This is a genomic window from Nocardioides sp. NPDC000445 (assembly GCF_040300245.1).
Lineage (GTDB): Bacteria > Actinomycetota > Actinomycetes > Propionibacteriales > Nocardioidaceae > Nocardioides.
Genome location: NZ_JBEPDH010000020.1, coordinates 50,794 through 74,681, shown reverse-complemented (window position 1 = coordinate 74,681; position 23,888 = coordinate 50,794). Strand labels below are relative to the sequence as shown.

Sequence of the window (23,888 nt, the reverse complement as noted above, 5' to 3'; positions counted from 1 at the left end):
GTCCGGGAGGAGACGGCAGCCGCCCCGCAGGGAGGGTCGGGGGCGGCTGCCGGGTCAGGCGTGACGTACGTCAGAGGCGTACGTCAGTAGCGCAGGCCACGCAGGTAGGAGTAGCCGACCTCCGCGGTGTGGAGCGGGCTGATCTCCGGGGTGTCGTTCTCGACGATGTACTCCTCGACCTCGTGGGCCGCGAAGACCTTGGCGAAGTCGATGAAGCCGGTGCCGAGGTCGACGTGGTCGCCGGTGGTGGGGTTGCGGTCCTTGACGTGGTACTGCCGCACCCGCTGCGGGCCCGACTTGATGGTGTCGATCGCGAAGTCGACGGCGTCGTCGTTGGACAGGCCCTGGTTGACCCCGCCGGTGACGGCCCAGTAGATGTCGATCTCGAGGTGCACCAGAGCCGGGTCCAGCTCGGTGGTGAGGACGTCCCACGGGGTCACCCCACCGCCGAGATCGGTGGTGAACTCGTGGGCGTGGTTGTGGTAGCCGTAGGCGATCCCGTAGCGCTTCGCGGCCGCCGCCTCGACGTTCATCTGCTCCGCCCAGGTCTGCCAGTCCGAGAGCGAGTTGGAGGCGAGGTAGGGCACCACCATGTAGCGCTGGCCGAGGGTCGCGGCGTTCTGCAGCTTGGTCTGCAGCTCGGCGGGGGTGGCGCTGATGCCGTCGTGGGACGAGGAGGCGCGGATGCCGAGGCCGTCGTAGAAGGCCCGCAGCTCGGCCGCTGTCTTGTCGAAGTAGCCCAGAGCCTGCTCCACCCGCGGGTAGCCCATCTCGGCGATCGAGGTCAGCGTGGCGTCGAAGCCCGGGTCGCCCCACAGCGCGTTGCGGACGGTCCACAGCTGGATGCTGATCCGGCCCGGAGGCACCCGGCACCCGCCGCGCTTGGCCGCCACGGCAGCGCCGGCCGGCGAGAGCAGACCCGGAACGGCCGCCAGCGCGGCACCGCCGGCGACGGCGCCCAGGGCGCCCTTGAACATGGAGCGACGGCTCAGGCCACGCTCCTCCAGCGAGCGGCGCAGCGCGCCCTCACCATCGAATCCGTAACACATGGGGGTTTCCTCTCGGGTTGTCGAACTCTCGGGGGTCGAGTCAGTCGGTGGTGCTGAAGGCGGCGTCGAAGGAGGCGTCGGGGGCGTCGAAGGCGAGCCGGCGGACGAACTCGAGCGCCTCGGGGGCACCGACGAGACGGTCCATGCCGGCGTCCTCCCACTCGACCGAGATGGGGCCGTCGTAGCCGATGGAGTTGAGCATCCGGAAGCACTGCTCCCACGGCACGTCGCCGTGGCCGGTGGAGACGAAGTCCCAGCCGCGGCGCGGGTCGGCCCACGCGAGGTGGGAGCCGAGCCGGGCGTTGCGGCCGTTGCCGGTCTGCATCTTCGTGTCCTTGCAGTCCACGTGGTAGATCCGGTCGCGGAAGTCCCACAGGAACCCGACCGGGTCGACCTGCTGCCACACCATGTGGCTGGGGTCCCAGTTGAGCCCGAACGCCTCGCGGTGGCCGATCGCCTCCAGCGTCGCCACGGTCGACCAGTAGTCGTAGGCGATCTCGGAGGGGTGGACCTCGTGGGCGAACCGCACCCCGCACTCGTCGAAGACGTCGAGGATCGGGTTCCACCGGTCGGCGAAGTCCTGGTAGCCGGCCTCGACCATCTCCTGGGAGACGGGCGGGAACATCGCGACGTACTTCCAGATGGAGGAGCCGGTGAAGCCGACGACCGTCTTGACCCCGAGGTTCTTCGCCGCCCGGGCGGTCATCTTCACCTCCTCGGCCGCCCGCTGACGTACGCCCTCGGGGTCGCCGTCACCCCAGATCTTGGCGGGCAGGATGTCCCGGTGACGCTGGTCGATCGGGTCGTCGCAGACCGCCTGGCCCTTGAGGTGGTTGGAGATCGTGAAGAGCTGCAGGTTGTGCTTGGCCAGCAGGTCCAGCTTCGCCTGGACGTACGTCTCGTCCTCGGCGGCCTGCCAGACGTCGAGGTGGTCGCCCCAGCAGGCGATCTCGAGGCCGTCGTAGCCCCACTCGGAGGCGAGGCGGCAGACCTCCTCGAACGGCAGGTCGGCCCACTGGCCGGTGAAGAGAGTGATCGGTCGGGTCATGGTGTGGTTGTCCTTCCTCAGGGGAGCGGTTCAGGGGAGCAGGGATGCGAGCAGGTCGCGGACCTCGGTGGCCTCGAACCGGTCGCGCTTGGCGGAGGCGTCGGAGCAGACGAGCACCGGGCCGTGCTCGGGGTCGTCCGGCAGCCGGCCGTGGCTGCCGGAGACCGGGGCGGGGTCGAGCGGCACCACGCTCATGGCGTAGCGCAGCCCGGCCGTCTTGCGGGCCAGCGTGGTGGCGGCGCGCAGCTTGACCCAGCGGTCCTCGGGGTCGAGGAACAGCTCGGCAGGGTCGTAGCCGGGCTTCTTGTGGATCTCGACACCGCGGGCGAAGTCGGGCGCGTTCGCGTCGTCGAGCCAGTAGTAGTAGGTGAACCAGGCATCCGGCTCGGCCACCACGACGAGCTCGCCGGCGCGCTCGTGATCGAGTCCGTACGCCGCCTGGCCGGCGCGGTCGAGGACCTCGGCCACGCCGTCGAGGCCGGTGAGCAGGTCCCGCACGCGGTCCAGGTCGGCGGGGTCCTTGATGTAGATGTGGGCGATCTGGTGGTCGGCGACCGCGAAGGCCCGCGACGTCCACGGGTCGAGCAGCTCGCCGGTGGCGTTGTGGTGGACGTGCAGGAGGCCCTCGCGGCGCAGCAGCCGGTTGACGTCGACCGGACGGGTGGCGCGGGTGATGCCGTACTCGCTCAGCAGCACGACGCGTACGCCTGCGGCCTCGGCGTCGTCGAGCAGCGGCGCCAGGGTGGCGTCGACGTCGCGGGCAGCCTGGGCCGCCTGCGGGCTGTCGGGGCCGAACCGCTGCAGGTCGTAGTCGAGATGCGGGACGTAGACGAGGGTGAGGTCGTGGTCGGGCATGACCTTGCGGGCGGCAGCGACGATCCAGGCCGAGCTCTTGATCGAGGCCGTGGGACCCCAGTAGGTGAACAGCGGGAACGGGCCCAGCTCCGAGGTGAGGGTGTCGTGGAGCTCGGGCGGCCACGTCCAGCAGTCCGGCGACTTCTTGCCGTCGGCGTGGTAGGCCGGGCGCGGGGTGACCGTGGTGTCGACGTCGGCACCCATGGCGTACCACCAGCAGATGTTGGCGACCTTCGCGCCGGGACGGCGCCTGCGGACGACGTCCCACAGCTTCTCGCCCTGCACCAGCGCGTTGTGCTGGCGCCACAGGAGCACCTCTCCGAGGTCGCGGAAGTACCAGCCGTTGCCGACGATGCCGTGATCCCGCGGCAGCGCGCCGGTCAGGAAGGTCGACTGGACCGAGCAGGTGACCGCGGGCAGCACCGTGCCCAGCTCGGCGGTGAACCCCGACTCCCCCACCTGCCGCACCCGCGGCATGTGCTGGAGCAGCTCGGGGGTCATGCCGACCACGTCGATGACCAGCAGCTTCTCGTTGTGGTTGTCGCTCATGCCGATGCCTCCTGCAGCTGTTCGAGACCGGCTTCGAGGAGCCGGTCGCGGGTCCAGGCCAGCTCGGCCGCGATGCCCGCGACCAGGCCGGCGTCGCCATCGGGGCGGACCTGCTCGGGCAGTACGCCCCAGGTGTAGGTCTCGACCTCGAGGTGGTCGGTGTGGGCCACCGGGCCGCCGAGGAGCGCGTCGAGCGTGCCCGCCAGGTGGTCGCGGGTGCTGCGCAGCGGCGGGGCCGGATCGGCGTGGAGAGGTACGTGGAAGTGCACCCGCCAGGGATGCTCGGCCGGCAGCGGGCGATGGCCGGCGAGCGCCTCGGGCAGGTCGTCACGGCTGTCCACCCGCGCCCCGCGCGGCTCGCGGGTCTGGTGGAGGAAGCGGTCCTCGGCGTAGGAGGCCAGGGCCTCCCGGGTCGCCGGGTCGCTCGGGTCGTCGGCGTGCAGGGCGGCGGAGACCTGGACCTTGACGACCGGCAGCCCGGCCACCCGCAGCCGGTCGAGCGCCTCGGTGGCGTCCTCGAACTGGGTGGCGAGGTGGCAGGTGTCGACGCAGATCCCGAGATGGTCCGGCGCCAGTCCGGCGAGCCGGGTGACCGCGTCCCGGGTCGTCTCCACGACGCAGCCGGGCTCGGGCTCGAACCCAACCCGCACGGGCCGGCCGTGCTCGGCCTCGATGCCGGCCAGGCCGTCGGCGAGCTCGCCGATCAGCTCGCGCGCCGCCCGGTCGCGGTCGGTGAACCACGGGGTGCGCCAGCCCAGCGGGAGCGTCGAGATGCTGCCGCGGGAGGCATCGTCGGGCAGCAGCGCCGACAGGACCCGCGCGCAGTCGAGGGTGTAGTCGAGGCGGCGCCGGGTCGACCAGTCCGGGGAGTAGACGTCGCGCTTCACGACCGGAGCGTGGAAACCGGCGTACGGGAAGGCGTTGAGCGTGACGACCTCCAGGCCGTGGCGGTCCAGGCCGGTGCGCAACCGGTCGAGGGTGGCCGGGTCGCCGGCGAGCTCGTGCGCGGTGGCGGCGGGCAGCCACAGACCGAGGCCGAGCCGTTGCACGCCGAGCCGGGCGCGCACCTCGCCGGCGTAGCGGCGGAGCTGGTCGAGGATGCCGTCGACGTTCTCGGCGGGATGCACGTTGCTGCAGTAGCCGAGGTGGACGACCGTGCCGTCGCGGTGCCGGAACCTCATGCCCGCTCACCTCGCAGCAGCGAGTTGCCGGCGAAGGTCGCGCCCTGGTCGGCCGCAGGTACGTCGAGCAGCAGCCGTCCACTCTGGCCGAAGAACTCCACCGGGTTGCGCCACAGCACCCGGTCGACGTCGTCCTCGGTGAAGCCGGCCGCCAGCATCGCCTCGCCGGTCGCCCTTGTCCGGAGCGGATCCGACCTGCCCCAGTCGGCGGCGGAGTTGACCAGCACCCGGTCGAGACCACGGCGCTGGAGGATCGCGACCATCCGGTCGGGGTCCATCTTGGTGTCCGGATAGATCGAGAAGCCCATCCAGGCGCCGGCCTCGTCGACGACGTCGACGGTCACCTCGTTGAGGTGGTCGACGACGACCATCCCGGGCTCCATCCCGGCCGCCTCGACGAGGTCGAGGGTGCGGCGGGTGCCGGCCAGCTTGTCGCGGTGGGGCGTGTGCACCATCGCGGGCAGCGCGAACTCGCGGGCCAGCTCCAGCTGGCGGCTGAACGCCTTCTCCTCGTCCTCGGTCATCGAGTCGAAGCCGATCTCGCCGACCGCGACGACCCCGTCCTTGGCGAGGTAGCGCGGCAGCAGGTCGAGCACCGGGGTGCAGCGGGGGTCGTTGGCCTCCTTCGGGTTGAGCGCGATCGTGCAGTGGTGGGCGATGCCGAACTGCGAGGCCCGGAACCGCTCCCAGCCGACCAGCGCGTCGAAGTAGTCGACGAACGAGTCGACGCTGGTCCGCGGCTGGCCGAGCCAGAAGGCCGGCTCCACGAGGGCACGGACGCCGGCGGCGTACATCGCCTCGTAGTCGTCGGTCGTACGCGAGGTCATGTGGATGTGCGGGTCGAAGATGCGCATCAGGACTCCCGAGCGGTCTGGGTGGGGGCGGGCAGGAAGGAGAGGGCGTCAGCGGGCACCTCGCGGCCGGCCGCTCGCCGCTCGGCGGCATAGTCGGCGACCATCCGGCGCAGCTCGTCGTCGGATCCTGTGGGTCCGTCGGGTCCGTCGAGGCCGGCCACCAGACGAAGAGGTACGCCGACGAAGAGGCACTTGAGGACGGCCTGGCGCCACGCGGCGGGATCGAGACGAGCGGCGTACGTCCCCAGCGCGGCTGCCACCAGGCGCGGGTCGTTGGTGCGCAGCGCGTCGTGGAGCAGGTCGACGGCACGGTCGCCGATCGCCTCGTCGAGGTGCCCGAGGCCGAGCAGGACCGCCCGTCGCTCGTCGGCGTCGCCGAAGCGGTAGAGGTCGTGTACCTCGGCGCTCAACGCGTCGGGGTCACCGGCCAGGCCACGGCCGAGCGCCAGCAGCAGCCGCACACGTACGTCGTCCTCGACCCGCTCCGCACCCGGCTCGGGCGAGGTGCCCGGAGTGCGGCCGATCTCCCTGGCCGCGGCCGGGAAGCGGGTCCTGATCCGGGTGGGGTCGGTCTCGATCTCGGCGCACCAGGCATCGAGTGTCCGCTCGTTGGCAACCGTGTTGGTCTCGACACGCTCGCTGGCGCTCGCGGCTCGACCGACGGAGGCATCGCTGGTCGAGCCGCCGGAGCCGCTAGGCGGAGGCGTGTCGAGACCAACACGGTCACCTTCCGAAGACATGTTCATGACTGCACCTCCACAGATCTGGAAACCCCTGCGAGCGTGTCCCGCAGGAACGCGAGGGAGCGCTCGGCGACGACCGGGGCGGCGTGGGACTGGCGGGGCAGCTCGAGCGCGGCGAGCCCGGTGTAGCCGATCTCGACCAGGGTGCCGAGCGCGACGGCGAAGTCGACCTCGCCGGTGCCCAGCTCCAGGTGCTCGTGGACTCCCTCGACCATGTCGTCGACCTGCACGTTGGCCAGCAGCGGCCCGGCGAGGCGGATGGTCTCGGCCATCCCCCGCGGCTCGTTGCACACCACGTGACCGAGGTCGAGCGTGACCCGCAGCAGCTCCGGGTCGTCGAGGCGCCGGCGCAGCTCGATCACGGAGTCGAGGGTGTCGACGAAGTGCCCGGGCTCGGGCTCGACGGCGCACACGACGCCGCGGCGACCGGCGAGGTCGAGGACCCGCCACACCCCGTCGCACAGGCGTCCCCAGGCCCGGTCCTCGTCCACGCCGTCCGGCAGGGTGCCCGACCAGAACGAGACCGCCTCGGCGCCGAGGTCGGCGGCCACCTCGACCGCCCGGTGCAGATAGTCGACCCGGCGGCTCGCGTCCGGTCCCGGGTGGAGCAGGGTCGGGTAGTGCTTGCGAAGAGGATCGAGGATGTAGCGAGCCCCGGTCTCGATCACGACCGACAGGCCGAGCTCGTCCAGCCGACGGCCGACCTGGGCGACCCGGCCCGCAAGGTTCGGCCGGAAGGGGTCCAGGTGCAGGTGGTCGAGGGTCAGCGCGACCCCGTCGTAGCCCAGCGCTGCCAGGAGGCTCAACGCGTCCTCGAGCCGGTGGCTGTGCATGCCGTTGGTGCCGTAGCCGAACCGCAGCGTGCCCGTCGTGCTCATGTCGGTGACACCACCTTCGAGGCGGCCTTGACGATCGGGCCGGCGGCCAGCAGCGCGACCGCGGCCAGCGGAGAGCGGCGGGCGATGAGCGCGGCCTGGAGCGGGATCATCCCGCGGATCCCGGCGCCGGTGGCCCGCCGGACCGTACCGGCATCCGGCGAGGAGACCGCGGCCAGCTGCGCGGAGCCGACACTGCGTGCGTACGTCGCGGCGAGGGCGACGGGCAGCGCCGCCCGCCCGTGGCCGGCCGCCGCGGCCGCGGTCGCGACCGTGACCGCCCCGGCGAGGGTCGCGGTGACGGGACGGGTGCCGTGGACCTCGCCCCGGCTGAGCAGGGTGACCCCGGCGGTGTGGGCGGCGAGCATGCCGGCAGGCACCAGCCCGGCGCGCGTACGCCCGCTCGCGCTCGCGCCGAGGAGCACGTCGAGGCCACGGGCCGCGGCCATCGCGACCGGTCCGGCCGAGGTGTCCTTGAGGACGGTGTCGTAGGCCCACACCGTCCCGGCCAGGGCGGCCGCCGTCACCGCGGCCGGACGCCCGCCGGCGAGCCCGGCCAGCCCGACACCCGCCGCGGTCAGCCCGACGGCCACCCCGAGCGCCTGCCGCGGGCTGACCCGGCCCGACGGGATCGGCCGCTCGGGGCGCTCGACGGCGTCGAGGTCCCGGTCGGCCCAGTCGTTGAGCGCCATCCCGGCCCAGTAGAGCGCCACCGAGGCGGCCGGCATCGCGACCGCGCGGGCCCGCAGCGGACCGGCCGCGGCGGCACCGGCCAGGGTGTCACCCGGAACGGTGAGGGCCGCCGGCAGCCGGACCAGCTCGGCAAAGGCTCGGGCGCGAGATGTCATGCGCCCACCCGAGCGCACCACGCGACCAGCTCTTCCCACTGCGTACCGAGCCGGTGCTCGGTGGAGCCGGCCGGGTCCTTGAAGAAGAACCCGAACGGAAGCGGTCCGCTCTCCCCCGCCTCCTGCGCGCGCAGGACGAGCCGGGCGAGGTCGAGCACCAGGGGTGCGGCCAGCGCGGAGTCGCAGCCGCTCCAGGTGAACTGCAGCGACATCCGCACCCCGAGGAACCCCTCGAACGAGACGTGGTCGATGGCGGTCTTCCAGTCGCCGTGGTCGGGGACGTAGTCGATGTGCATCGGCCCCTGCACCGGGTGACCGAGCATCGCCTCCAGCCCCTGGGCCTTGGTGACGAGCTTGCTCTGCGCGTTGGCCGGATCGGCGAGCGTCGCGCCGTCCCCGCCACCGAGCATGTTGTAGGAGGCCCAGGCGTTGACCTGCAGCGCGCGCGTCGAGAACATCGGCGCCAGCGCAGACTTCAGCAGCGTCTCCCCGGTCTTCCCGTCCGATCCCGTCCACGGGAGCCCGGCGCGCTCGGCGAGGGTGACGAGCACCGGCAGCCGCGGCCCGGGACTGGGCGTGAACGAGACCACCGGGCAGCCGGCCCGGTAGGCGGCCAGGACGTAGACCGAGCTGGCCGGCAGCGGGGACTCCCCCGCGGCCAGCGCCGCGTCGAGGGCGTCGGGATCGGCGAGCGGGCCGCCGTCCACGACCTCGGCCGGCGGCTCGGTGCTCGCCACGTCGATCACGACCACCCGCTCGAGCCCGTGCTCCTCGCGGAAGGCGACGAGGTCGGCGGTCAGCCGCTCGACCGCGACACCTTGCGGCTCGGCGCCCGCCGGGTCGTAGCCCGTACGCAGCCGCCTCTCGACCTCCTCCAGCTCGCCGGCGATCGCCGGCAGGATCCCGGCGGGAACGACCCCGCCCGCGGCGAGCCGCTCGGCCCGCTTCAGCAACGGGTCCGCCCGCAGGTCGTGCCCACCGATCACCAGGTCGTCCAAGGCGGGCAGCCCGGCGGCGGCGATCTCCGGCTGCTCGGCGACCAGTCCGACCCGCCCGGCGAGCCCGGCCCGGACGGCCAGCGCGCCGACGGTCGTCGTGACGCCCACCGAGCCGCAGGCGCCGACCAGCCACAGCCCGACCCGCCCGTTCGTCCGTCCGCTCATCTGTCCGCCTCGCAGCGGAAGCGGGCGACGCCGGCGACCATCTGGATGCCGCCGAGCACGTGGGAGAGGAACTCCGGCTCGGTGAACGACTCCGAGGTGTGGCCCATGCCGGTGTAGAAGGCCCGGCCGCCGTCGTAGCGATGGCACCAGGCGATCGGGTGCGGGTCGCCCATGGCGAAGCGGCCCGGGTCGTAGCTGGTCTCATCGAGGTCGGCGAGGACCCGGATCGAGTCGGCCGGACGGTCGCGGAAGCTGTACCACTCGTCCCAGCGCGTCCACCGCTTCGGCATCTCGGCCGTCGCCGCTGTGTTGTGCGCGTGCACCTTCACCGTCGCGGTCTGCTGGGCGGGGTGGCCGGCGAAGTAGGCGCCGACGAGCCCGCCGTACCAGGGCCAGTCGTACTCGGTGTCGGAGGCGGCGTGCACGCCCACATAGCCACCACCGTCCTGGATGTAGCGCTCGAACGCGGCCTGCTGCCCGGCGTCGAGCACGTCACCGGTCGTGGAGAGCCACAGCACCGCCTCGTACGCCGCCAGGTCGGCGTCGTTGAACACCGCCGCGTCCTCGGTGGCGGTCACCGTGAAGCCGTTCTCGGCCCCCAGCTTCTCGATCGCCGCGATGCCGTCGGGGATGGAGCCGTGCCGGAAACCAGCGGTCTTGGAGAACACCAGGACGTCGTACGTCCCGGCCCTCTCGCTCACCTCGGAGCGGTCCGCGCTCGCGGCCGGCGCCGGTGACAGGCCCGGGGCGAAGGCGGCCACCGCCACCAGCCCGACTCCCGCGATCAGCGTCCGGAACCTTCTCGATCCGTGCTTCATGTGCGTATCCCTTCTGTGCTCAACGGTCTGAACAGGCTGGAATCGGCCGAGCGGCCCCGGGTGGATCAGGTGGGGATCTCCTGCCACGTCCTGGTGTCGGAGCTGGTCTCCACCGCGGCGAGAACGCGCTGCACCTGGAGTCCGTCGGCGAACGTCGGCGTCGGCTCGGCGCCCTCGCCGAGCGCCCGGACGAGGTCGACGACCTGGTGGGTGAAGCCGTGCTCGTAGCCGAGGCCGTGGCCCGGGGGCCACCAGCCGGCCACCCACGGGTGCTCGGGCTCGGTGACGACGATCCGGCGGAAGCCGCCCTCGGCGGCCGGCAGGGTCGCGTCGTGGAAGTGCAGGACGTTCATGTCCTCGAAGTCGAAGGCCAGGCTGCCCTTCGACCCGTTGATCTCGATCCGGATGGCGTTCTTGCGGCCGGTGGCGAAGCGGGTGGCCTCGAAGGAGCCGACCGCTCCCCCGGCGAACCGCGCCAGGAACACCGCGGCGTCGTCGACGGTGACCGGCCCGCGCTCGGTGCCGGCGGTGGCCGAGAGCCCGGACGAGGTCTCCGCCACCGGGCGCTCCTTGACGAACGTCTCCAGCATCCCGGAGACCTCCAGGATCCGGTCACCGGTGATGTGCTGGGTCAGGTCGATGACGTGGGCGCCGATGTCGCCGAGCGCACCCGAGCCGGCCTTGGTCTTGTCGAGGCGCCAGCTCAGCGGGGTCTCGGGGTCGGCCAGCCAGTCCTGGAGATACTGCGCACGTACGTGGTGGAGCTCCCCGAGACGACCGTCGGCGACCAGCTTCCGGGCCAGGGCGATGGCGGGCACCCGGCGGTAGGTGAAACCCACCATCGCCCGCACCCCACGCTCGGCGGCCACCGCGGCGGCCGCGGCCATCCGCTCGGCCTCGGCCACGCTGTTGGCCAACGGCTTCTCGCAGAGCACGTGCTTGCCGGCCTCGAGCGCGGCGATCGCTATCTCCGCGTGGGTGTCGCCGGGCGTACACACGTCGACCAGGTCGACGTCGTCGCGGGCGATCACGTCACGCCAGTCGGTGACGCTCTCCTCCCAGCCGAACCGGGTGGCGGCCTCCGCCACGCGAGTCGCGTCGCGGCCGCAGAGAACCTGCATCCGCGGGGTCAGGGGAAGGTCGAAGAAGCGGTGGGCACTGCGCCAGGCGTGGGAGTGGACGGCGCCCATGAAGGCATAGCCGATCATCCCCACCCCGAGCGTGGCGTTCTGCTCGGTCATCGGAACTCGATCCTGTGTTTCGGTGGTGTCGCTCCGCGCCCGAGCGCGGAGCGATCTTGCGGTCTGACTGGGTCGGGCTCGATCAGGACTCGAAGGCCGTGGGCAGGAACTCGTCCACGTTCTCCTTGGTGACGACCGGCGCGTCCAGCTGGATGGTGCGCGGCACGGTCACCTCGACCAGGTCGGACATGGCCTTGTCCTGGGCCAGGAGCCGGGCGAGCTTGATCCCGTCGGCGGCCTGGGTGGAGGGGTAGATGACCGTCGCCTTGAGGACGCCCTTGTCCGACTCGATCTCGCGCATCGCGTTGGCCGAGCCGGCGCCGCCGACCATCGTGAACTCGTCGCGACCGGCGTTGTTGATCGCGGCGAGGACGCCGACGCCCTGGTCGTCGTCGTGGTTCCACAGGAAGTCGATCTTCGGCGCGGCCTGGAGCAGGTTGGAGGCCGCCTTCTCGCCGCCCTCGACGGTGAAGTCGGCGGCGACCCGGTTGTCGACGTCGAGGTCGCACTTGGCCAGCGCGTCCTTGAAGCCCTTGCTGCGGTCCTGGGTCAGGGGCAGCGAGTCGATGCCGGCGATCTCGGCGACGACGGCGTCCGTCTTGCCGCCGGCCTGCTCGCAGACGTACTCACCGGCCGAGACGCCCATGCCGTAGTTGTCACCGAGCACGGTGACCCGGGCGGCGTTGGGGTCGTTGAACTCACGGTCGACGTTGATGACCGGGATGCCGGCCTCCATCGCCTTGAGAGCCACCGGGGTCATCGCGGCGCCGTCGAAGGGCAGCAGCACGATGGCGTCGACCTTGTCGTTGATGAAGGTCTCGACCTGGCTGATCTGCAGGCTGACGTCGTTGGTGCCCTCCGCCAGGCGCAGGTCGACGTCCTCGTACGCCTCGGCGGCGGACTTGGCCTGCTCGCTGATCGCACCCATCCAGCCGTGGTCGGCGGCGGGCGCCGAGAAGCCGATGACGACCGTGTCGCCCTTCTCGTCGTTGGAGCCGGCCTTGGCGTTGGAGGTGCCACCGACGTTCTCGGACTTCTCGGGGGTGTTGCTGATGCACGCCGAGAGGGCGAGCACCGAGAGACCGGCGACGACGATTCTTGCTGTGGACTTCAGTTTCATGGAAGTGCTCCTAGATCGTGCGAGGTGGAGAAGGGATTGGTCCGAGAGCCGTGGACGGCTGGCTGGGTGGTGTCGGGCGGTCATGACCCTGGCTGTCGAGCGAACCGCTTCTGCAGCAGTACGGCGGCGATGATGATCAGGCCCTTGGTGAAGGCCTGAGCGGAGATCGAGAGGTTGTTGATCACGAACACGTTGGTGAGGGTCGTGAAGATCAGCACCCCGAAGACGGTGCCGACGATGGTGCCGCGCCCGCCGGCGAGCAGGGTGCCGCCGATGACGACCGCGGCGATGGCATCCAGCTCGTAGAGCTGGCCGTGGGTGGCGCTGCCGGTCGTGGTGCGGCTGACCAGCATGATCGCGGCGATGCCGCAGCAGACACCGACGAGGACGTAGAGGAGCACGGTGTGGCGGCGTACGTTGATGCCGGCCAGGCGCGAGGCCTCCGGGTTGCCGCCGATGGCCAGGGTGCGCCGGCCGAAGGTGGTGCGGTTGAGCACGACCCAGCCGATCACGGCCACGATGACGAAGATCCAGACCAGGACCGAGATCCCGAGGATGTCGCGGGAGAACGCGTCGGTGAAGCCGGGCACGCTGAGGATCTGGGTCTTGCGCGCCGAGATGATCTCGGCCAGACCGCGGGCGCTGGCCATCATCGCGAGGGTGGCGATGAACGGCACCACTCCGCCGTACGCCACCAGCAGGCCGTTGATCAGACCGGCGCCCGCGCCGACCAGGAGCGCCGTGGTGACGATGAAGATCCAGTGGTAGTCGTTGGCCATCGCCTGCGTGGACAGCGTCGTGCACCAGACCGAGGAGAGCGCGACCAACGCGCCCACCGAGAGGTCGATGCCACCGCCGGTGATGACGAACGTCATCCCGATGCTGACCACGCCGATCACCGCCGCGAGGCGCAGGATCGTCATCACGTTGTCGACCGAGGCGAACCGGTCGCCGCCGGAGATGACGCCGACCAGGGCCAGCAGCGCCAGCGCCAGGACCAGGCCGAGGTTGTGGCCCGCGCCGCTGCGCATCAGCCGAGCGACGCCGCCGGGCTCCGCCCGGCGGGCCGCCTCCTTCTCCACCCGAGCCGTGTCCCCCTGGGCCACAGCAGCGTTTGTTGGCGTGTCGCTCATGCGACCTCTCCTTCCATCACGAGGTCCAGGACCTTCGACTCGTCGATCTCGGTGGCGGGTCCCTCGTGGACGACGGCGCCCTCGCTGATGACGAGGACCCGGTCGGCGAGACCGAGCACCTCCTCCACCTCGCTGGACACCACGACCACGGCGACACCTTCGTCGGCCAGGCGGCGGACGAGGTTGTAGATCTCGGTGCGCGCCCCGACGTCGACGCCCCGGGTGGGCTCGTCGAGGAGCAGCACCTTGCAGTCGCGCAGCAGCCACCGGGCGAGCACGACCTTCTGCTGGTTGCCGCCCGACAGGTTGCGGACCGGCCGGTCCACCCCGGCCGGACGTACGTCGAGCGAGCGGCTGAGCTCCTCGGCGGCGCGGCGCTCGGCGCCGGTGTCGAGGAAGCTGCCCTTGGAGAACCGGTTCAGGGACGAGACGGTCACGTTGCGGTAGACCGCCTGGTCGAGCAGCAGCCCCTGGCTCTTGCGCTCCTCGGGGGCGAGGCCGATCCCGGCGGCCACCGCGGCGCGCACCGAGCCGCGGCGCAGCCGGCGGCCGTTGACGGTGACCGTGCCCGCGCTGGAGCGGCGGGCGCCGTAGACGGTCTCGAGGATCTCCGAGCGGCCGGAGCCGACCAGTCCGGCCAGACCGACGATCTCGCCGGCATGGACGCGGAGGTCGACGTCGTGGAAGCGGTCGCCGGACAGGCCCGTGGCCTCGAGCACCGGCGTGCCGTCCCGACCGGGTCGCGTCGCGGGGCGCTCGGGGAAGACGTACTCGATCTGGCGGCCGGTCATCAGCGTGATCAACTCCCGGGTCGGGGTCTCCTCGACCGAGAGCCCGGTCGCCACGGTGCGGCCGTCCTTGAGGACCGTGATCCGGTCGCCGATCTGGCGGATCTCCTCGAGGCGGTGGGAGATGTAGATGATCGCGACACCCTCCGCGGTGAGGCCGCGCATCACCCGGAAGAGGTTGTCCACCTCCTCCTGGTCGAGGACCGCCGACGGCTCGTCCAGGATGAGCAGGCGGGTGTCATGGGACAGCGCCCGCGCCATGCTGACGATCTGCTGCCCGGCGGGCGAGAGGTCGCCGACCAGACGGTTCGGGTCGACCTCGCTGTGGCCGAGCCGGGCCAGGAGCGTACGCACCCGCTGGGTCGCCTCCGCCCGGCGGCTGAACCCGGCGGTGGCGAGCTCGTGGCCGAGGAAGATGTTCTCGGTCACGGTGAGCCCGGGCACCAGGTCGAGCTCCTGGTAGATCGTCGAGATGCCGCGCTTCATGGCGGCGACCGGCGTGGTCAGCCGGACCGGCTCGCCCTCCCAGAGGATCTCCCCCTCGTCGGGCTGGTACGCCGCCGAGAGCACCTTGATGAGGGTCGACTTGCCGGCGCCGTTCTGGCCGAGAAGGCAGTGCACCTCCCCCGCGCGGACATCGAGGTCGACGCCGCCGAGGGCGAGCACGCCGGGGAACCGCTTCACGATCCCGGTCATCTCGAGCAGTACGTCACCCCCGTCTGCGCTGGCGGCGGGGCCGTCCGGCGACGGCTTCGGGGTCTGGGTCATCGGGTTCCTCCGTGCAGTTCGGGCAGGTCGGCGAGGACGGTGGGGTCGGAGAGCACCGGTTCCAGGGAGACCAGTGCGCCGCCGCGTACCGCGGCGGTGGGGCCGAAGGCAGAGATCGCGACCTGGGTGCCGCCGGCCCGCGGCGCGAGGACGTCGGCGGCGAGCCGTGCCTCGACGGCCGGACGCAGCCACTCGCCGAGCACGGCGTAGTAGCCGCCGAGCACGACGGTGCCGGGGTTGAGCGTGTTGACCAGGACGGCGGCGCCCGTGCCGAGCCAGGTCCCGACCTCGGCCAGCGCGGCCAGGGTGCGGCCGTCGGCGAGCCGGGCCCGCTCGACCAGGGTGGCGAGGCGCTCCTCAAGGGTGAGCACGGGGTCGCGGACCGGGTCGTCGGGGTCGGTGGCCGCCTCGAGCAGCGCCCGCAGGCCGACCACGGTCTCCCAGCAGCCGGTGCGGCCGCAGCCGCACAGCCGACCGCGAGGGTCGACCGGGAGGTGGCCGATCTCGCCGGCCCAGCCGTGCCGGCCCGGGGCCACCCGGCCGCCGCTGACGATCGCGCCGCCCAGGCCGACCTCGCCGTAGAGCACCACCATGTCGGCGCGGTCGGGATCGGCGGGGTCGAGCTCGGCGGTGGCGGCGAGGGTGGCCTCGTTGGCCACGCGCACCGGCGGCACCGGTGCGGCGCCGGCGGCCAGCCGGCGGCGTACGTCCTCGGCGGCGTCGATGTCGCGCCAGCCGAGGTTGGGAGCGAGGGTGACCCGCTGCGTGGCGGTGTCGACGAGGCCCGCGACACCGATGGTGATGCCCGCGACGGTCGTGCCGGCGGTCCGCGCCTCGGCGAGGGCGTCGTCGACCAGGCCCGCGACCTCGGCCAGCACACCCTCCGGCGGAAGACTGCGTCCGTCGATGCCGCGACGGAACTCGGCGATCACGGATCCGGCGAGGTCGACGGCGACGACGGCGAGATGGTCGACGTTGATCTCCGCACCGACCCCGCACACCGAGCTGCCGACGAGCCGGACCTGGACGCCGGGGCGGCCGGCGCCGCGACGGTCGGCGTCCTCGCAGGTGACCAGCCCGAGCTCGGCGAGCTCTTCGATCAGTCCGGTCGCGACCGTGCGGGTCAATCCGGTCTCCTCGGCCAGGCGCCCACGCGAGCGCGGGCCGCGGTCGCGGAGCGAGCGCAGGAGCAGGCCCATCCGCGCGGCCCGGACTGCCGCCGGGTCGGCGGTGGCGGAGACCCGCACGGTGATGTCTGCGTCGCGCACGGCTGCCTCCTGTCCGGGGTGAAGGGGTCCACCACAGACACAGCCTGTGATGGCAGTCACAGAATTCGGTGACCGAGAGACAAACTAGTGACCGCGCTCACGTTGTACAACCCTTTCGCGGCGGTTTCTGCAAAGTTTCTGGCGAACTTTGAAAAGTGATTGGACAAAGTAGCCGAAAAGGGCACCCGGCCACGGCTGGCCGGATGCCCCTTTCAGGTCGATCGCGAGGGTCACTCGCTGGGTGCGATCACCACCTCGTCACTGCCGGTGAGCGCCGGGATGTCACCCTCGCCGGGGTCGGTGTACTCCGCCACGAAGACGGCGTTCAGATCGTCCTGCCCGGGGTCGTGGCCACCGGGGACGGTCGTCACGATCGAGCCGCTGCAGCCGTTCGCGGTGGACTGCGGGTGCCCGTGCTCGTCGTGGCCCAGGACGTACGTCACCGAGACCCGGGAGCAGTCGACGGCCTGGTCATCGGTCACCTCGACCTGGAACTGGACGGTGTCACCGAAGTGGAACGCCTCGCCGGGCGCCGGGCTGGTCGTCAGGGTCACCACCGGAACGTCGTTGCCGACGACGATGTCGACGTCCGCCGAGGCGTGCTTGCCGCGGCCCGCCTTGCCCTTGTCCGTGACGGTCAGAGTCGCACGGTAGGCCCCCGGCTCCTCGTAGGTGTGGGTGGCGGTCTTCCCGGTGGCGTCGAACGTGCCGTCACCGTCGAAGTCCCACTGGTAGACGAGCTTGTCGCCGTCGGGATCGGTCGTCCCGGCGCTGTCGAAGGCGACGGTCAGCGGCGGCTGGCCGGCGGTCTTGTCGGCGCTGATGACCGGCTTCGGGCTGTGGTTGCCGGTGCGGGCGATGTAGTCGATCCGGGAGACCTGGGCCTCCTCGTTCTCGCTGAAGAACCCGTCGCCGTACTCGAGCATGTAGAGCGAGCCGTCCTTGCCGAACTCCAGGTCCATCACGTTGTCCGTGACGAAGCTGGAGAGCACCGACTCGATGCCGGTGAGCTCGCCGTCGGCATCGAGGCGCATGCCCTTGATGTAGTCCCGGCCCCACTCCGCGAACAGCGGGACACCGTCGTAGTACGCCGGCCAGGCTCCGGAGAGCGGGTCCTTCGTCGCGGACTTCTGGAAGTCGTACGCCGGTCCGGCCATCGGCGCGATGCCGCCGGTGCCGAGCTCGGGGAACTCCTCGGACTGGCCGTAGGTGTACCAGACCGTCGGCTGCGTCACCGGCGGGAGCTGGGTCAGGCCGGTGTTGTGGCGCGAGTCGTTGACGGGCGCCTCGCAGTCGAACGCCGGACCCGAGACCCCGGTCCCGAAGTCGTAGTCGCGGTAGGGCAGCTCAGGGGTCGCGCACAGCGGCCAGCCGTAGTTGGCCGGCTTCGTGACGACGGTCCACTTGCCCTGGCCCGCCGGGCCGCGGTCCGGGTTCGCGGAGGAGGCGTCGGGCGAGTAGTCGGCCACGTAGACGCGGTCGGTCTCCCGGTCGATCTCGATCCGGAACGGGTTGCGCAGACCCATCGCGTAGATCTCGGGGCGGGTCTTGTCGGTGCCTGGCGCGAACAGGTTCCCGGCAGGGACGGTGTAGCCGCCGCCGGCCTTCGGCTTGATCCGGAGGAGCTTGCCGCGCAGGTCGTCGGTGTTGGCGGCCGTACGCCTCGCATCGAAGGCAGGGCTGCGGTTCTCGCGGTCGTCGAGCGGGGCGTACCCGTCGGACTGGAACGGGTCGGTGTCGTCGCCGGTGGCGAGGATCAGGTTGCCCGCGGAGTCGAAGACGATGTCGCCGCCGACGTGGCAGCAGCGCCCCCGGTCCACCGGTACGTCGATGATCTGCTGCTCGGTGGACAGGTCGATCTTGCCGCCGGCGTACTGATAGCGCGAGAGCCGGATCGCACCCTTGAAGGGCTCGAAGTCGGCGGGCGTGCCGTACTCGGGGGCGTCACCCTCGTTGACGTCCGGCGTGGCCGGGTCGTCGACAGGGGTGTTCATCGGGGGCGAGTAGTAGACGTAGACCCACTTGTTGGTCCGGCCGTTGTATCCGGGGTCCAGAGCGATGCTCTGCAGACCCTCCTCGTCGTGCTGGTAGACGTCGAACTGGGCTGCGACGCTGTTGACGCCGGTGTCGGCGTCGTTGAGCCAGACCTTCCCGGATCGGGTGGTGTGGAGGACGTCCCCGTTGGGCAGGACCGCGAGGTCCATCGGCTCACCGGGGCGGTCGTTGAGGGTCACCTTCTCGAAGTCCGTGTCCGGCGGCGGGGCGGCCGTGGGGGCCGCGTCCGCGGACGTCGTGAGGGGGAGAACCAGGAGCCCTGAGACCACGGTCGTGGCGACGCTCCAGAGGGTGAATCTGCGCACGGTCCATCTCCTTCTCTCGCTGTCGTGGAGGGGAGCGAGATCGTCCGCGAACGTATCGATGTGACGCCGGTCACGTCAAGCGACTTGCGTACTTTCGCAAGATGATTTCGAAAGATGGGACGATAGTGCGCCTCTGAGAGGGTCGGGAGTGGGGTTCAGACCTCGCCGCTGCTTGGCGCGTACACCGAGGCGCTGATCAAGTGGGCGGCACCGATGACGCCGCCCTCGTCGCCCAGCTCGCTGAGCACGATCGGGAGGTTGCCTGTCGCCAGCGGCAGCGAGCGGCGGTAGGTCACGCTGCGGATCTCGGCGAGCAGGCCATGGCCGAGCTTGCTGACCCGGCCGCCGATGACGATCAGGCCGGGGTTGAAGAACGAGACCAGGCTGGCCAGGACCTGGCCGATGCGGTGTCCGCTCTCCCGGATGAGCTGGACCGCCTGGGCGTCGCCGCGGGCCACCGCGATGGCGATGTCCTCGGCGCTCAGCTCACCCTTCTCCGCGAGCAGCTCGGCCAGCACGGGCGAGCGCCCGGAACGGGCCGCGGCGAGCGCCTCGCGAGCGAGCGCCGCCCCGCCGGAGAACGCCTCCAGGCAGCCGGTGTTGCCGCAGGCGCAGGTGGGCCCGAAGTCCTCGACGCGGATGTGGCCGATGTCGCCGGCGCAGCCGTCGACGCCGCGGTAGAGCTCCCCGTCGACGACGATCCCGCAGCCGATGCCGGTGCCGATCTTGACGTACAGGAAGTCACGAGCGGTTCGGGCGACACCGGCGTGCTGCTCCCCTGCCGCGAGGACGTTCACGTCGTTGTCGAGCACGACCGGACAGCCCAGCTCCCGGGCGACCGCGTCGCGCACCGGGTAGCCGTCCCAGCCCGGCATGATCGGCGGCGACACCGAGACGCCGCGGTGGAAGTCGACCGGTCCGGGTACGCCGACGCCCGCGCCCATCGGCTCGGTGACGTCGTGCTCGTCCAGGAGCGCGCGTACCTCGTCGAGAGCGGTCGCGAGCACCTTCTCCGGGCCGCTGCGGATGTCGCACGCCCGGGTGCGGGTGGCGATCACCGACAGCCGGCCGTCGGTGAGGCCCACCGACATGCTGGTGGCGCCGATCGAGATGCCGACGAACCGGATGTCCGGCGCGAGGTCGACCAGCGTCGAGCGCCGGCCGCCCCGGGAGGCCGCCGGCCCCACCTCGTGGGCCATGCCCAGCTCGGTGAGCCGGCCGACCTCGGCCGCGATCGTGGTGCGGGAGACGTTCAGCCGGTCAGCGAGCTGAACCCGCGACAGCGGGCCTTCGTCACGGAGCTGGGCGAGCAGTCGTGCCTGCATGGAAGTCTCGGCCCGGCCGGCGAGTGAATGGCGCATACCGGCGATCCTGCCATGTGACACGCCTTGCTAGCCCAGGAGCGCGTCGACGAAGGCCTCAGGGGTGAACGGAGCCAGGTCGTCGGGACCCTCACCGAGGCCGACGAGCTTGACCGGAACACCGAGCTCGCGCTGCACGGCGACGACGATGCCACCCTTGGCGGAGCCGTCGAGCTTGGTGAGGACGATGCCGCTGACCGCGACGGCCTCGCTGAAGACGCGGGCCTGGATGAGGCCGTTCTGGCCGGTGGTGGCGTCGAGGACGAGCAGCACCTCGGTGACCGGGGTCTGCTTCTCGATGACGCGCTTGACCTTGCCGAGCTCGTCCATCAGGCCGGCCTTGTTCTGCAGCCGGCCGGCAGTGTCCACGATGATCGTGTCGACGCCGGTGTCGAGACCCTCCTTGACCGAGTCGAACGCGACGCTGGCCGGGTCGGTGCCCTCCGGGCCGCGGACGACCTCGACACCGACGCGCTCGCCCCAGGTGGTCAGCTGCTCGGCGGCGGCCGCACGGAAGGTGTCGGCGGCGCCGAGGACGACCTTGCGGTCCTCGGAGACCAGGATGCGGGCGAGCTTGCCGGTGGTGGTGGTCTTGCCGGTGCCGTTGACGCCGACCATCAGCACCACACCGGGGGCGCCGTCGGCACCGCTGACCTGGAGCCGGCGGTCCATGCCCGGGTCGACCAGCTTGATCAGCTCGTCGCGCAGCGCCGCCTTGACGTCGACCTTGCCGCCCTCGACGCGCAGCCGGGTGCGCAGCCCCTCGACCAGCTCCTGGGTCGGGGCGACGCCGATGTCGGCGGTGAGCAGCAGATCCTCGATGGACTCCCAGGTGTCCTCGTCGAGCCTGTCGGAGGAGAGCAGGTTGAGCAGACCACGGCCCAGCGCGTTGGAGCCGGCCAGGCGCTGGCGCAGCCGCACCAGGCGGGAGGCGGTGCTCTCCGGCTTCTCGATGACCGGCGCGGCGGGCTCCGCCGGCACGGTCTCCGGCTCGGCCTCCCCGACCGTCGGCTCCTCGGGGCGGGTGATGACATCGGTCCCGGCCTCGGTCGGCAGCGAACGGTCCTTGCGGCGCCGGGTGCTGGCGACCAGGCCGACGATGCCGCCGCCGATGATCGCGACAGCGGCGACCGCGATGATGACGATGAGGGTGACCATTTCCATGGGCCTCATCCAATCAAACTAGCCCTGATTTTCCGTAGTTCCTGGCTTGCGCTCACCGAGCAGCTCGGTGAGGCGGTCCTCGCGGCGGGTCTGCAGTCGGGTGGCCGGACTGAGCGTGGGGGCCGTGTCGACGGCCCGCTCCATCGCCTGACCGAGCTTGGTGGCGTACGGCATCTTCTGTCCGCGGTGGGGGAAGACCGTGTAGACGATCACGAGTCCGGCCAGCGCGACGATGAGCAGCATCGCCACGAAGATGACAAGGATGGTCGTCACTGGCTCGGCCAGCCTCCTTCTGGATACGCACGGACGGCGTCCACCCTCGCACACCTCGCGCCCGGAGCACACAACGGCACGCGCGGGCACGCGCGCCCGCGCCCGGGGCGTCCCGTCGTACGGCGCGGGATCTCGACAACGTCCACCGGGCCGGTAGTGTTTCACGGCATGAGGATCATCGGGACAATGATGGTCCGGGACGAGGTCGACATCGTCGCCGCGATGATCGAGCACCACCTGGACCAGGGTGTCGACACGTTGATCGTCACGGACAACGCGTCGGTCGACGGGACCACCGAGGTGCTCGAGCGCTACGCCGCCACGGGACGGGTCGAGCTCCACCACGACCCCGTCCACGAGAAGCAGCAGGGCAAGGTCGTCACCGCGATGGCCCGACGTGCCCGCACCCACTTCCGCGCCGACTGGGTCCTCAACCTCGACGCCGACGAGTTCCTGGTGCCCAAGGACAAGGGCCTGACCGTACGCCAGGCGCTCGAGGCCACTCCCCTGTCGCTGAACGCGTTCACCGTCGAGGTGGAGAACCTCGTCGGCCCGCCCGCCTGGACCGGCGGCGGCATCAACCGGCTCCAGTGGCGCGACCGGCGCTCCGACGAGCGCCTCGAGGCGGCCGGGCTCCACGCGCATCCGACGCCCAACGCCATCCACCGCGGCGAGTCGGACATCAAGGTCGTCCAGGGCAACCACTTCGTCTCGCTGATGAGCAACGGCCAGCCGCCAGACGAGGTCGCTCTCGAGGTGCTCCACCTCCCCTGGCGCTCCTGGGCCCAGCTGGAGCGCAAGGTGATCAACGCCGGCAAGGGCTATGAGGCCAACCCCGACCTGAAGCCGAGCCCGCGCCACCACGGGATGCGCGACTACCAGCGCTACCTGAGCGGCACGCTGCAGGACGCCTACCTCGCGCGCACGCCGACCCGGGCCGAGCTCGCCGCCGGCGCCTTCTCCGGGGACTACTCGTTCGACGACTGGCTGACCTACCACCTGCACATCGTGCTCGGCCGATCGCTCGTCCCCGACCTCATGCGTGACGTGCTCGATCCGGAGAACGACAAGGCGGTGCCCGACGACGAGCACGCCCTCGGCGCCGAGCGCGGCCGGGCCGCACTGGCGGCCGAGCCCTACATCCCACCCCGCACACGCTGAAACTCTCTTCTCAGGAGGACCTGTCTTGCCCACCTTCAGGGGCGCCGTACGCCGCGGCCTCGCCGCCGCAGGTCTGCAGACCGTCCGTGCCGCCGATGCCGAGGCCGCGCGCCTGCACGGCCGGATCGACGAGCTCAAGCAGCGCAACCAGAAGCTGCGTACGAAGGTGGAGGGGCTGCAGGGCGACCGAAACCGCACCACCGCGGTCCCGGCCATCCCGGGCCTGGACCGGCTCGAGCTGCGTCGTGAGCAGGTGCTCGCCGGGGTCAAGCCCGACGCCCTGATCCTGGAGATCGGCCCCGCGCACAACGCGATCCTGCCCAAGCGGGACGGCTATGACGTACGCATCGTCGACTATCTCGACCGCGAGGGCCTGGTTCAGCGCTATGCCGGTTTCCCCCAGTACGACCCCGACGACATCGAGGAGGTCGACTACGTCTTCCGGCCGGGAACTCCCTGGTCAGACGTGATCCCGGAGCGCTTCGACCTCGTCGTCGCCTCCCACGTCATCGAGCACACGACCTCGATGATCGACTTCATCAACGAGTGCGAGAAGCTGCTCAACCCCGAAGGCGTGCTCGCCCTGGTGATCCCCGACCACCGCTACTGCTTCGACCGGTTCCGAGAGCGCGCCTCGCTCTCGCGCGTCATCGACGCCTCGCTCTACCCGTCCTCGGTGCACACCATGGGCGCCGTCATCGAGGAGCGGCTCAACGCGGCCAAGCACGGCGGCATCACCGCCTGGGGTCCGCGCCACAAGGGCGACTACACCTTCGCCCACGGCCTCGACGCCGTGAAGGCGAGTGGGGCCGAGGCCCAGCGTGGGGAGCGCTACATCGACACCCACAACTGGGTCTGCACCCCCCACCACCTCCGCCTGCTGCTCCAGGACCTCGCCGACCTCGACTTCATCTCGATGCGGGAGACCTCGTTCCACGACACCGTCAAGCACGAGTTCTTCATCAACCTCTCCCCCACCGGCGAAGGCACCGGCCTCACCCGCGAGGAGCTCGTCGTCCTGGCCGACGACGAGCGCCGCGTCCTCGACCAGGCAGTCTTCGAGAAGTAGCCGAGCCTGGTGTAGCCGAGTCGGCGCAACTGCGCGCCTTGGAGCGAAGCGAAGCGAGCGAGGCGCGCGGTTGCGCCGACTCGGCGCGCAATCCTCTACCTCAGCGCCCATCGCCCGAAGCGTCACTAAGGACGGCCGAAGCGTCGCTTAGGTCGCCCGACTTGGCACCGCCATGACGCCTCGGCCGACGTAAGTGACG

The 23,888-nt window shown here is 71.3% G+C and carries 21 protein-coding genes; 2 read left to right on the top strand and 19 right to left on the bottom strand.

Going from position 1 to position 23,888, the window contains the following annotated elements:
- Positions 1-83: 83 nt before the first annotated feature.
- The 19 genes from ABT304_RS23945 to ABT304_RS23855 all read right to left on the bottom strand — a co-directional run bounded on the left by ABT304_RS23945 (position 84) and on the right by ABT304_RS23855 (position 21,459).
- Positions 84-1,049, bottom strand: a complete 966-nt coding sequence (locus ABT304_RS23945; protein WP_350719052.1) for a sugar phosphate isomerase/epimerase family protein — start codon at positions 1,047-1,049, stop codon at positions 84-86.
- A 40-nt stretch (positions 1,050-1,089) separates the two neighbouring features.
- Positions 1,090-2,097 carry a sugar phosphate isomerase/epimerase family protein gene (locus tag ABT304_RS23940; RefSeq protein ID WP_350719050.1) on the bottom strand — a complete coding sequence of 336 codons (1,008 nt, stop codon included), beginning with the start codon at positions 2,095-2,097 and terminating at the stop codon, positions 1,090-1,092.
- 30 nt (positions 2,098-2,127) lie between these two features.
- Complete coding sequence (locus ABT304_RS23935; protein ID WP_350719048.1) at positions 2,128-3,501, bottom strand: alkaline phosphatase family protein; 1,374 nt, start codon at positions 3,499-3,501, stop codon at positions 2,128-2,130.
- The gene (eboE, locus tag ABT304_RS23930) at positions 3,498-4,682 is read right to left on the bottom strand and encodes a metabolite traffic protein EboE (protein WP_350719046.1); all 1,185 of its coding nucleotides are present in this window, start codon (positions 4,680-4,682) and stop codon (positions 3,498-3,500) included. Before eboE ends, ABT304_RS23935 begins: the two co-directional genes overlap by 4 nt.
- Positions 4,679-5,536, bottom strand: coding sequence for a TatD family hydrolase (locus ABT304_RS23925; RefSeq protein WP_350719045.1), 858 nt, complete (start codon positions 5,534-5,536; stop codon positions 4,679-4,681). Before ABT304_RS23925 ends, eboE begins: the two co-directional genes overlap by 4 nt.
- A complete protein-coding gene (locus ABT304_RS23920) occupies positions 5,536-6,282 on the bottom strand; it encodes an EboA domain-containing protein (RefSeq protein ID WP_350719043.1) in 747 nt (248 codons plus the stop codon). Before ABT304_RS23920 ends, ABT304_RS23925 begins: the two co-directional genes overlap by 1 nt.
- Positions 6,279-7,157, bottom strand: coding sequence for a sugar phosphate isomerase/epimerase family protein (locus ABT304_RS23915; protein WP_350719041.1), 879 nt, complete (start codon positions 7,155-7,157; stop codon positions 6,279-6,281). Before ABT304_RS23915 ends, ABT304_RS23920 begins: the two co-directional genes overlap by 4 nt.
- On the bottom strand, positions 7,154-8,002 hold the full coding sequence (locus ABT304_RS23910; RefSeq protein ID WP_350719039.1) for an SCO3242 family prenyltransferase: 849 nt from the start codon (positions 8,000-8,002) through the stop codon (positions 7,154-7,156). The genes ABT304_RS23915 and ABT304_RS23910 overlap by 4 nt, the downstream gene beginning before the upstream one ends.
- Positions 7,999-9,165: an inositol-3-phosphate synthase gene (locus ABT304_RS23905; protein ID WP_350719038.1), complete on the bottom strand. Its 1,167-nt coding sequence runs from the start codon at positions 9,163-9,165 to the stop codon at positions 7,999-8,001. Before ABT304_RS23905 ends, ABT304_RS23910 begins: the two co-directional genes overlap by 4 nt.
- A complete protein-coding gene (locus ABT304_RS23900) occupies positions 9,162-9,983 on the bottom strand; it encodes a ThuA domain-containing protein (RefSeq protein ID WP_350719036.1) in 822 nt (273 codons plus the stop codon). The genes ABT304_RS23905 and ABT304_RS23900 overlap by 4 nt, the downstream gene beginning before the upstream one ends.
- A 65-nt stretch (positions 9,984-10,048) precedes the next feature.
- Entirely contained in the window at positions 10,049-11,224 is a 1,176-nt protein-coding gene (locus tag ABT304_RS23895; RefSeq protein ID WP_160024500.1) for a Gfo/Idh/MocA family protein, read from the bottom strand.
- Between the two features lie 82 nt (positions 11,225-11,306).
- Positions 11,307-12,344 carry a substrate-binding domain-containing protein gene (locus ABT304_RS23890; protein ID WP_350719034.1) on the bottom strand — a complete coding sequence of 346 codons (1,038 nt, stop codon included), beginning with the start codon at positions 12,342-12,344 and terminating at the stop codon, positions 11,307-11,309.
- An 80-nt stretch (positions 12,345-12,424) separates the two neighbouring features.
- The gene (locus ABT304_RS23885) at positions 12,425-13,477 is read right to left on the bottom strand and encodes an ABC transporter permease (RefSeq protein WP_350719032.1); all 1,053 of its coding nucleotides are present in this window, start codon (positions 13,475-13,477) and stop codon (positions 12,425-12,427) included.
- Positions 13,474-15,033, bottom strand: a complete 1,560-nt coding sequence (locus ABT304_RS23880) for a sugar ABC transporter ATP-binding protein (protein ID WP_350719030.1) — start codon at positions 15,031-15,033, stop codon at positions 13,474-13,476. The genes ABT304_RS23885 and ABT304_RS23880 overlap by 4 nt, the downstream gene beginning before the upstream one ends.
- The gene (locus ABT304_RS23875; protein ID WP_350719029.1) at positions 15,030-16,301 is read right to left on the bottom strand and encodes an ROK family transcriptional regulator; all 1,272 of its coding nucleotides are present in this window, start codon (positions 16,299-16,301) and stop codon (positions 15,030-15,032) included. The genes ABT304_RS23880 and ABT304_RS23875 overlap by 4 nt, the downstream gene beginning before the upstream one ends.
- A 230-nt stretch (positions 16,302-16,531) precedes the next feature.
- Positions 16,532-18,661, bottom strand: coding sequence for a PQQ-dependent sugar dehydrogenase (locus ABT304_RS23870; protein WP_350719027.1), 2,130 nt, complete (start codon positions 18,659-18,661; stop codon positions 16,532-16,534).
- Positions 18,662-18,816: 155 nt separating this feature from the next.
- A complete protein-coding gene (locus tag ABT304_RS23865; RefSeq protein ID WP_350719025.1) occupies positions 18,817-20,022 on the bottom strand; it encodes an ROK family transcriptional regulator in 1,206 nt (401 codons plus the stop codon).
- A gap of 30 nt (positions 20,023-20,052) precedes the next feature.
- Positions 20,053-21,186, bottom strand: a complete 1,134-nt coding sequence (gene ftsY / locus ABT304_RS23860) for a signal recognition particle-docking protein FtsY (RefSeq protein WP_502890423.1) — start codon at positions 21,184-21,186, stop codon at positions 20,053-20,055.
- A gap of 18 nt (positions 21,187-21,204) precedes the next feature.
- The gene (locus tag ABT304_RS23855) at positions 21,205-21,459 is read right to left on the bottom strand and encodes a hypothetical protein (RefSeq protein ID WP_160024505.1); all 255 of its coding nucleotides are present in this window, start codon (positions 21,457-21,459) and stop codon (positions 21,205-21,207) included.
- A gap of 168 nt (positions 21,460-21,627) precedes the next feature.
- On the opposite strand from ABT304_RS23855, the gene ABT304_RS23850 reads away from it, so the two are divergent.
- Positions 21,628-22,620, top strand: coding sequence for a glycosyltransferase family 2 protein (locus tag ABT304_RS23850; RefSeq protein WP_350719023.1), 993 nt, complete (start codon positions 21,628-21,630; stop codon positions 22,618-22,620).
- A gap of 25 nt (positions 22,621-22,645) precedes the next feature.
- Complete coding sequence (locus tag ABT304_RS23845; protein ID WP_160024506.1) at positions 22,646-23,689, top strand: methyltransferase domain-containing protein; 1,044 nt, start codon at positions 22,646-22,648, stop codon at positions 23,687-23,689.
- The last annotated feature ends 199 nt before the right edge of the window (positions 23,690-23,888 follow it).

What these genes read in the sequence shown, in the direction of transcription:
- ABT304_RS23945 (WP_350719052.1), bottom strand. Translation starts at nt 1,049, where the DNA reads ATGTGTTACGGATTCGATGGTGAGGGCGCGCTGCGCCGCTCGCTGGAG.
- ABT304_RS23940 (WP_350719050.1), bottom strand. Translation starts at nt 2,097, where the DNA reads ATGACCCGACCGATCACTCTCTTCACCGGCCAGTGGGCCGACCTGCCG.
- ABT304_RS23935 (WP_350719048.1), bottom strand. Translation starts at nt 3,501, where the DNA reads ATGAGCGACAACCACAACGAGAAGCTGCTGGTCATCGACGTGGTCGGC.
- eboE (WP_350719046.1), bottom strand. Translation starts at nt 4,682, where the DNA reads ATGAGGTTCCGGCACCGCGACGGCACGGTCGTCCACCTCGGCTACTGC.
- ABT304_RS23925 (WP_350719045.1), bottom strand. Translation starts at nt 5,536, where the DNA reads ATGCGCATCTTCGACCCGCACATCCACATGACCTCGCGTACGACCGAC.
- ABT304_RS23920 (WP_350719043.1), bottom strand. Translation starts at nt 6,282, where the DNA reads ATGAACATGTCTTCGGAAGGTGACCGTGTTGGTCTCGACACGCCTCCG.
- ABT304_RS23915 (WP_350719041.1), bottom strand. Translation starts at nt 7,157, where the DNA reads ATGAGCACGACGGGCACGCTGCGGTTCGGCTACGGCACCAACGGCATG.
- ABT304_RS23910 (WP_350719039.1), bottom strand. Translation starts at nt 8,002, where the DNA reads ATGACATCTCGCGCCCGAGCCTTTGCCGAGCTGGTCCGGCTGCCGGCG.
- ABT304_RS23905 (WP_350719038.1), bottom strand. Translation starts at nt 9,165, where the DNA reads ATGAGCGGACGGACGAACGGGCGGGTCGGGCTGTGGCTGGTCGGCGCC.
- ABT304_RS23900 (WP_350719036.1), bottom strand. Translation starts at nt 9,983, where the DNA reads ATGAAGCACGGATCGAGAAGGTTCCGGACGCTGATCGCGGGAGTCGGG.
- ABT304_RS23895 (WP_160024500.1), bottom strand. Translation starts at nt 11,224, where the DNA reads ATGACCGAGCAGAACGCCACGCTCGGGGTGGGGATGATCGGCTATGCC.
- ABT304_RS23890 (WP_350719034.1), bottom strand. Translation starts at nt 12,344, where the DNA reads ATGAAACTGAAGTCCACAGCAAGAATCGTCGTCGCCGGTCTCTCGGTG.
- ABT304_RS23885 (WP_350719032.1), bottom strand. Translation starts at nt 13,477, where the DNA reads ATGAGCGACACGCCAACAAACGCTGCTGTGGCCCAGGGGGACACGGCT.
- ABT304_RS23880 (WP_350719030.1), bottom strand. Translation starts at nt 15,033, where the DNA reads ATGACCCAGACCCCGAAGCCGTCGCCGGACGGCCCCGCCGCCAGCGCA.
- ABT304_RS23865 (WP_350719025.1), bottom strand. Translation starts at nt 20,022, where the DNA reads ATGCGCCATTCACTCGCCGGCCGGGCCGAGACTTCCATGCAGGCACGA.
- ftsY (WP_502890423.1), bottom strand. Translation starts at nt 21,186, where the DNA reads ATGGAAATGGTCACCCTCATCGTCATCATCGCGGTCGCCGCTGTCGCG.
- ABT304_RS23850 (WP_350719023.1), top strand. Translation starts at nt 21,628, where the DNA reads ATGAGGATCATCGGGACAATGATGGTCCGGGACGAGGTCGACATCGTC.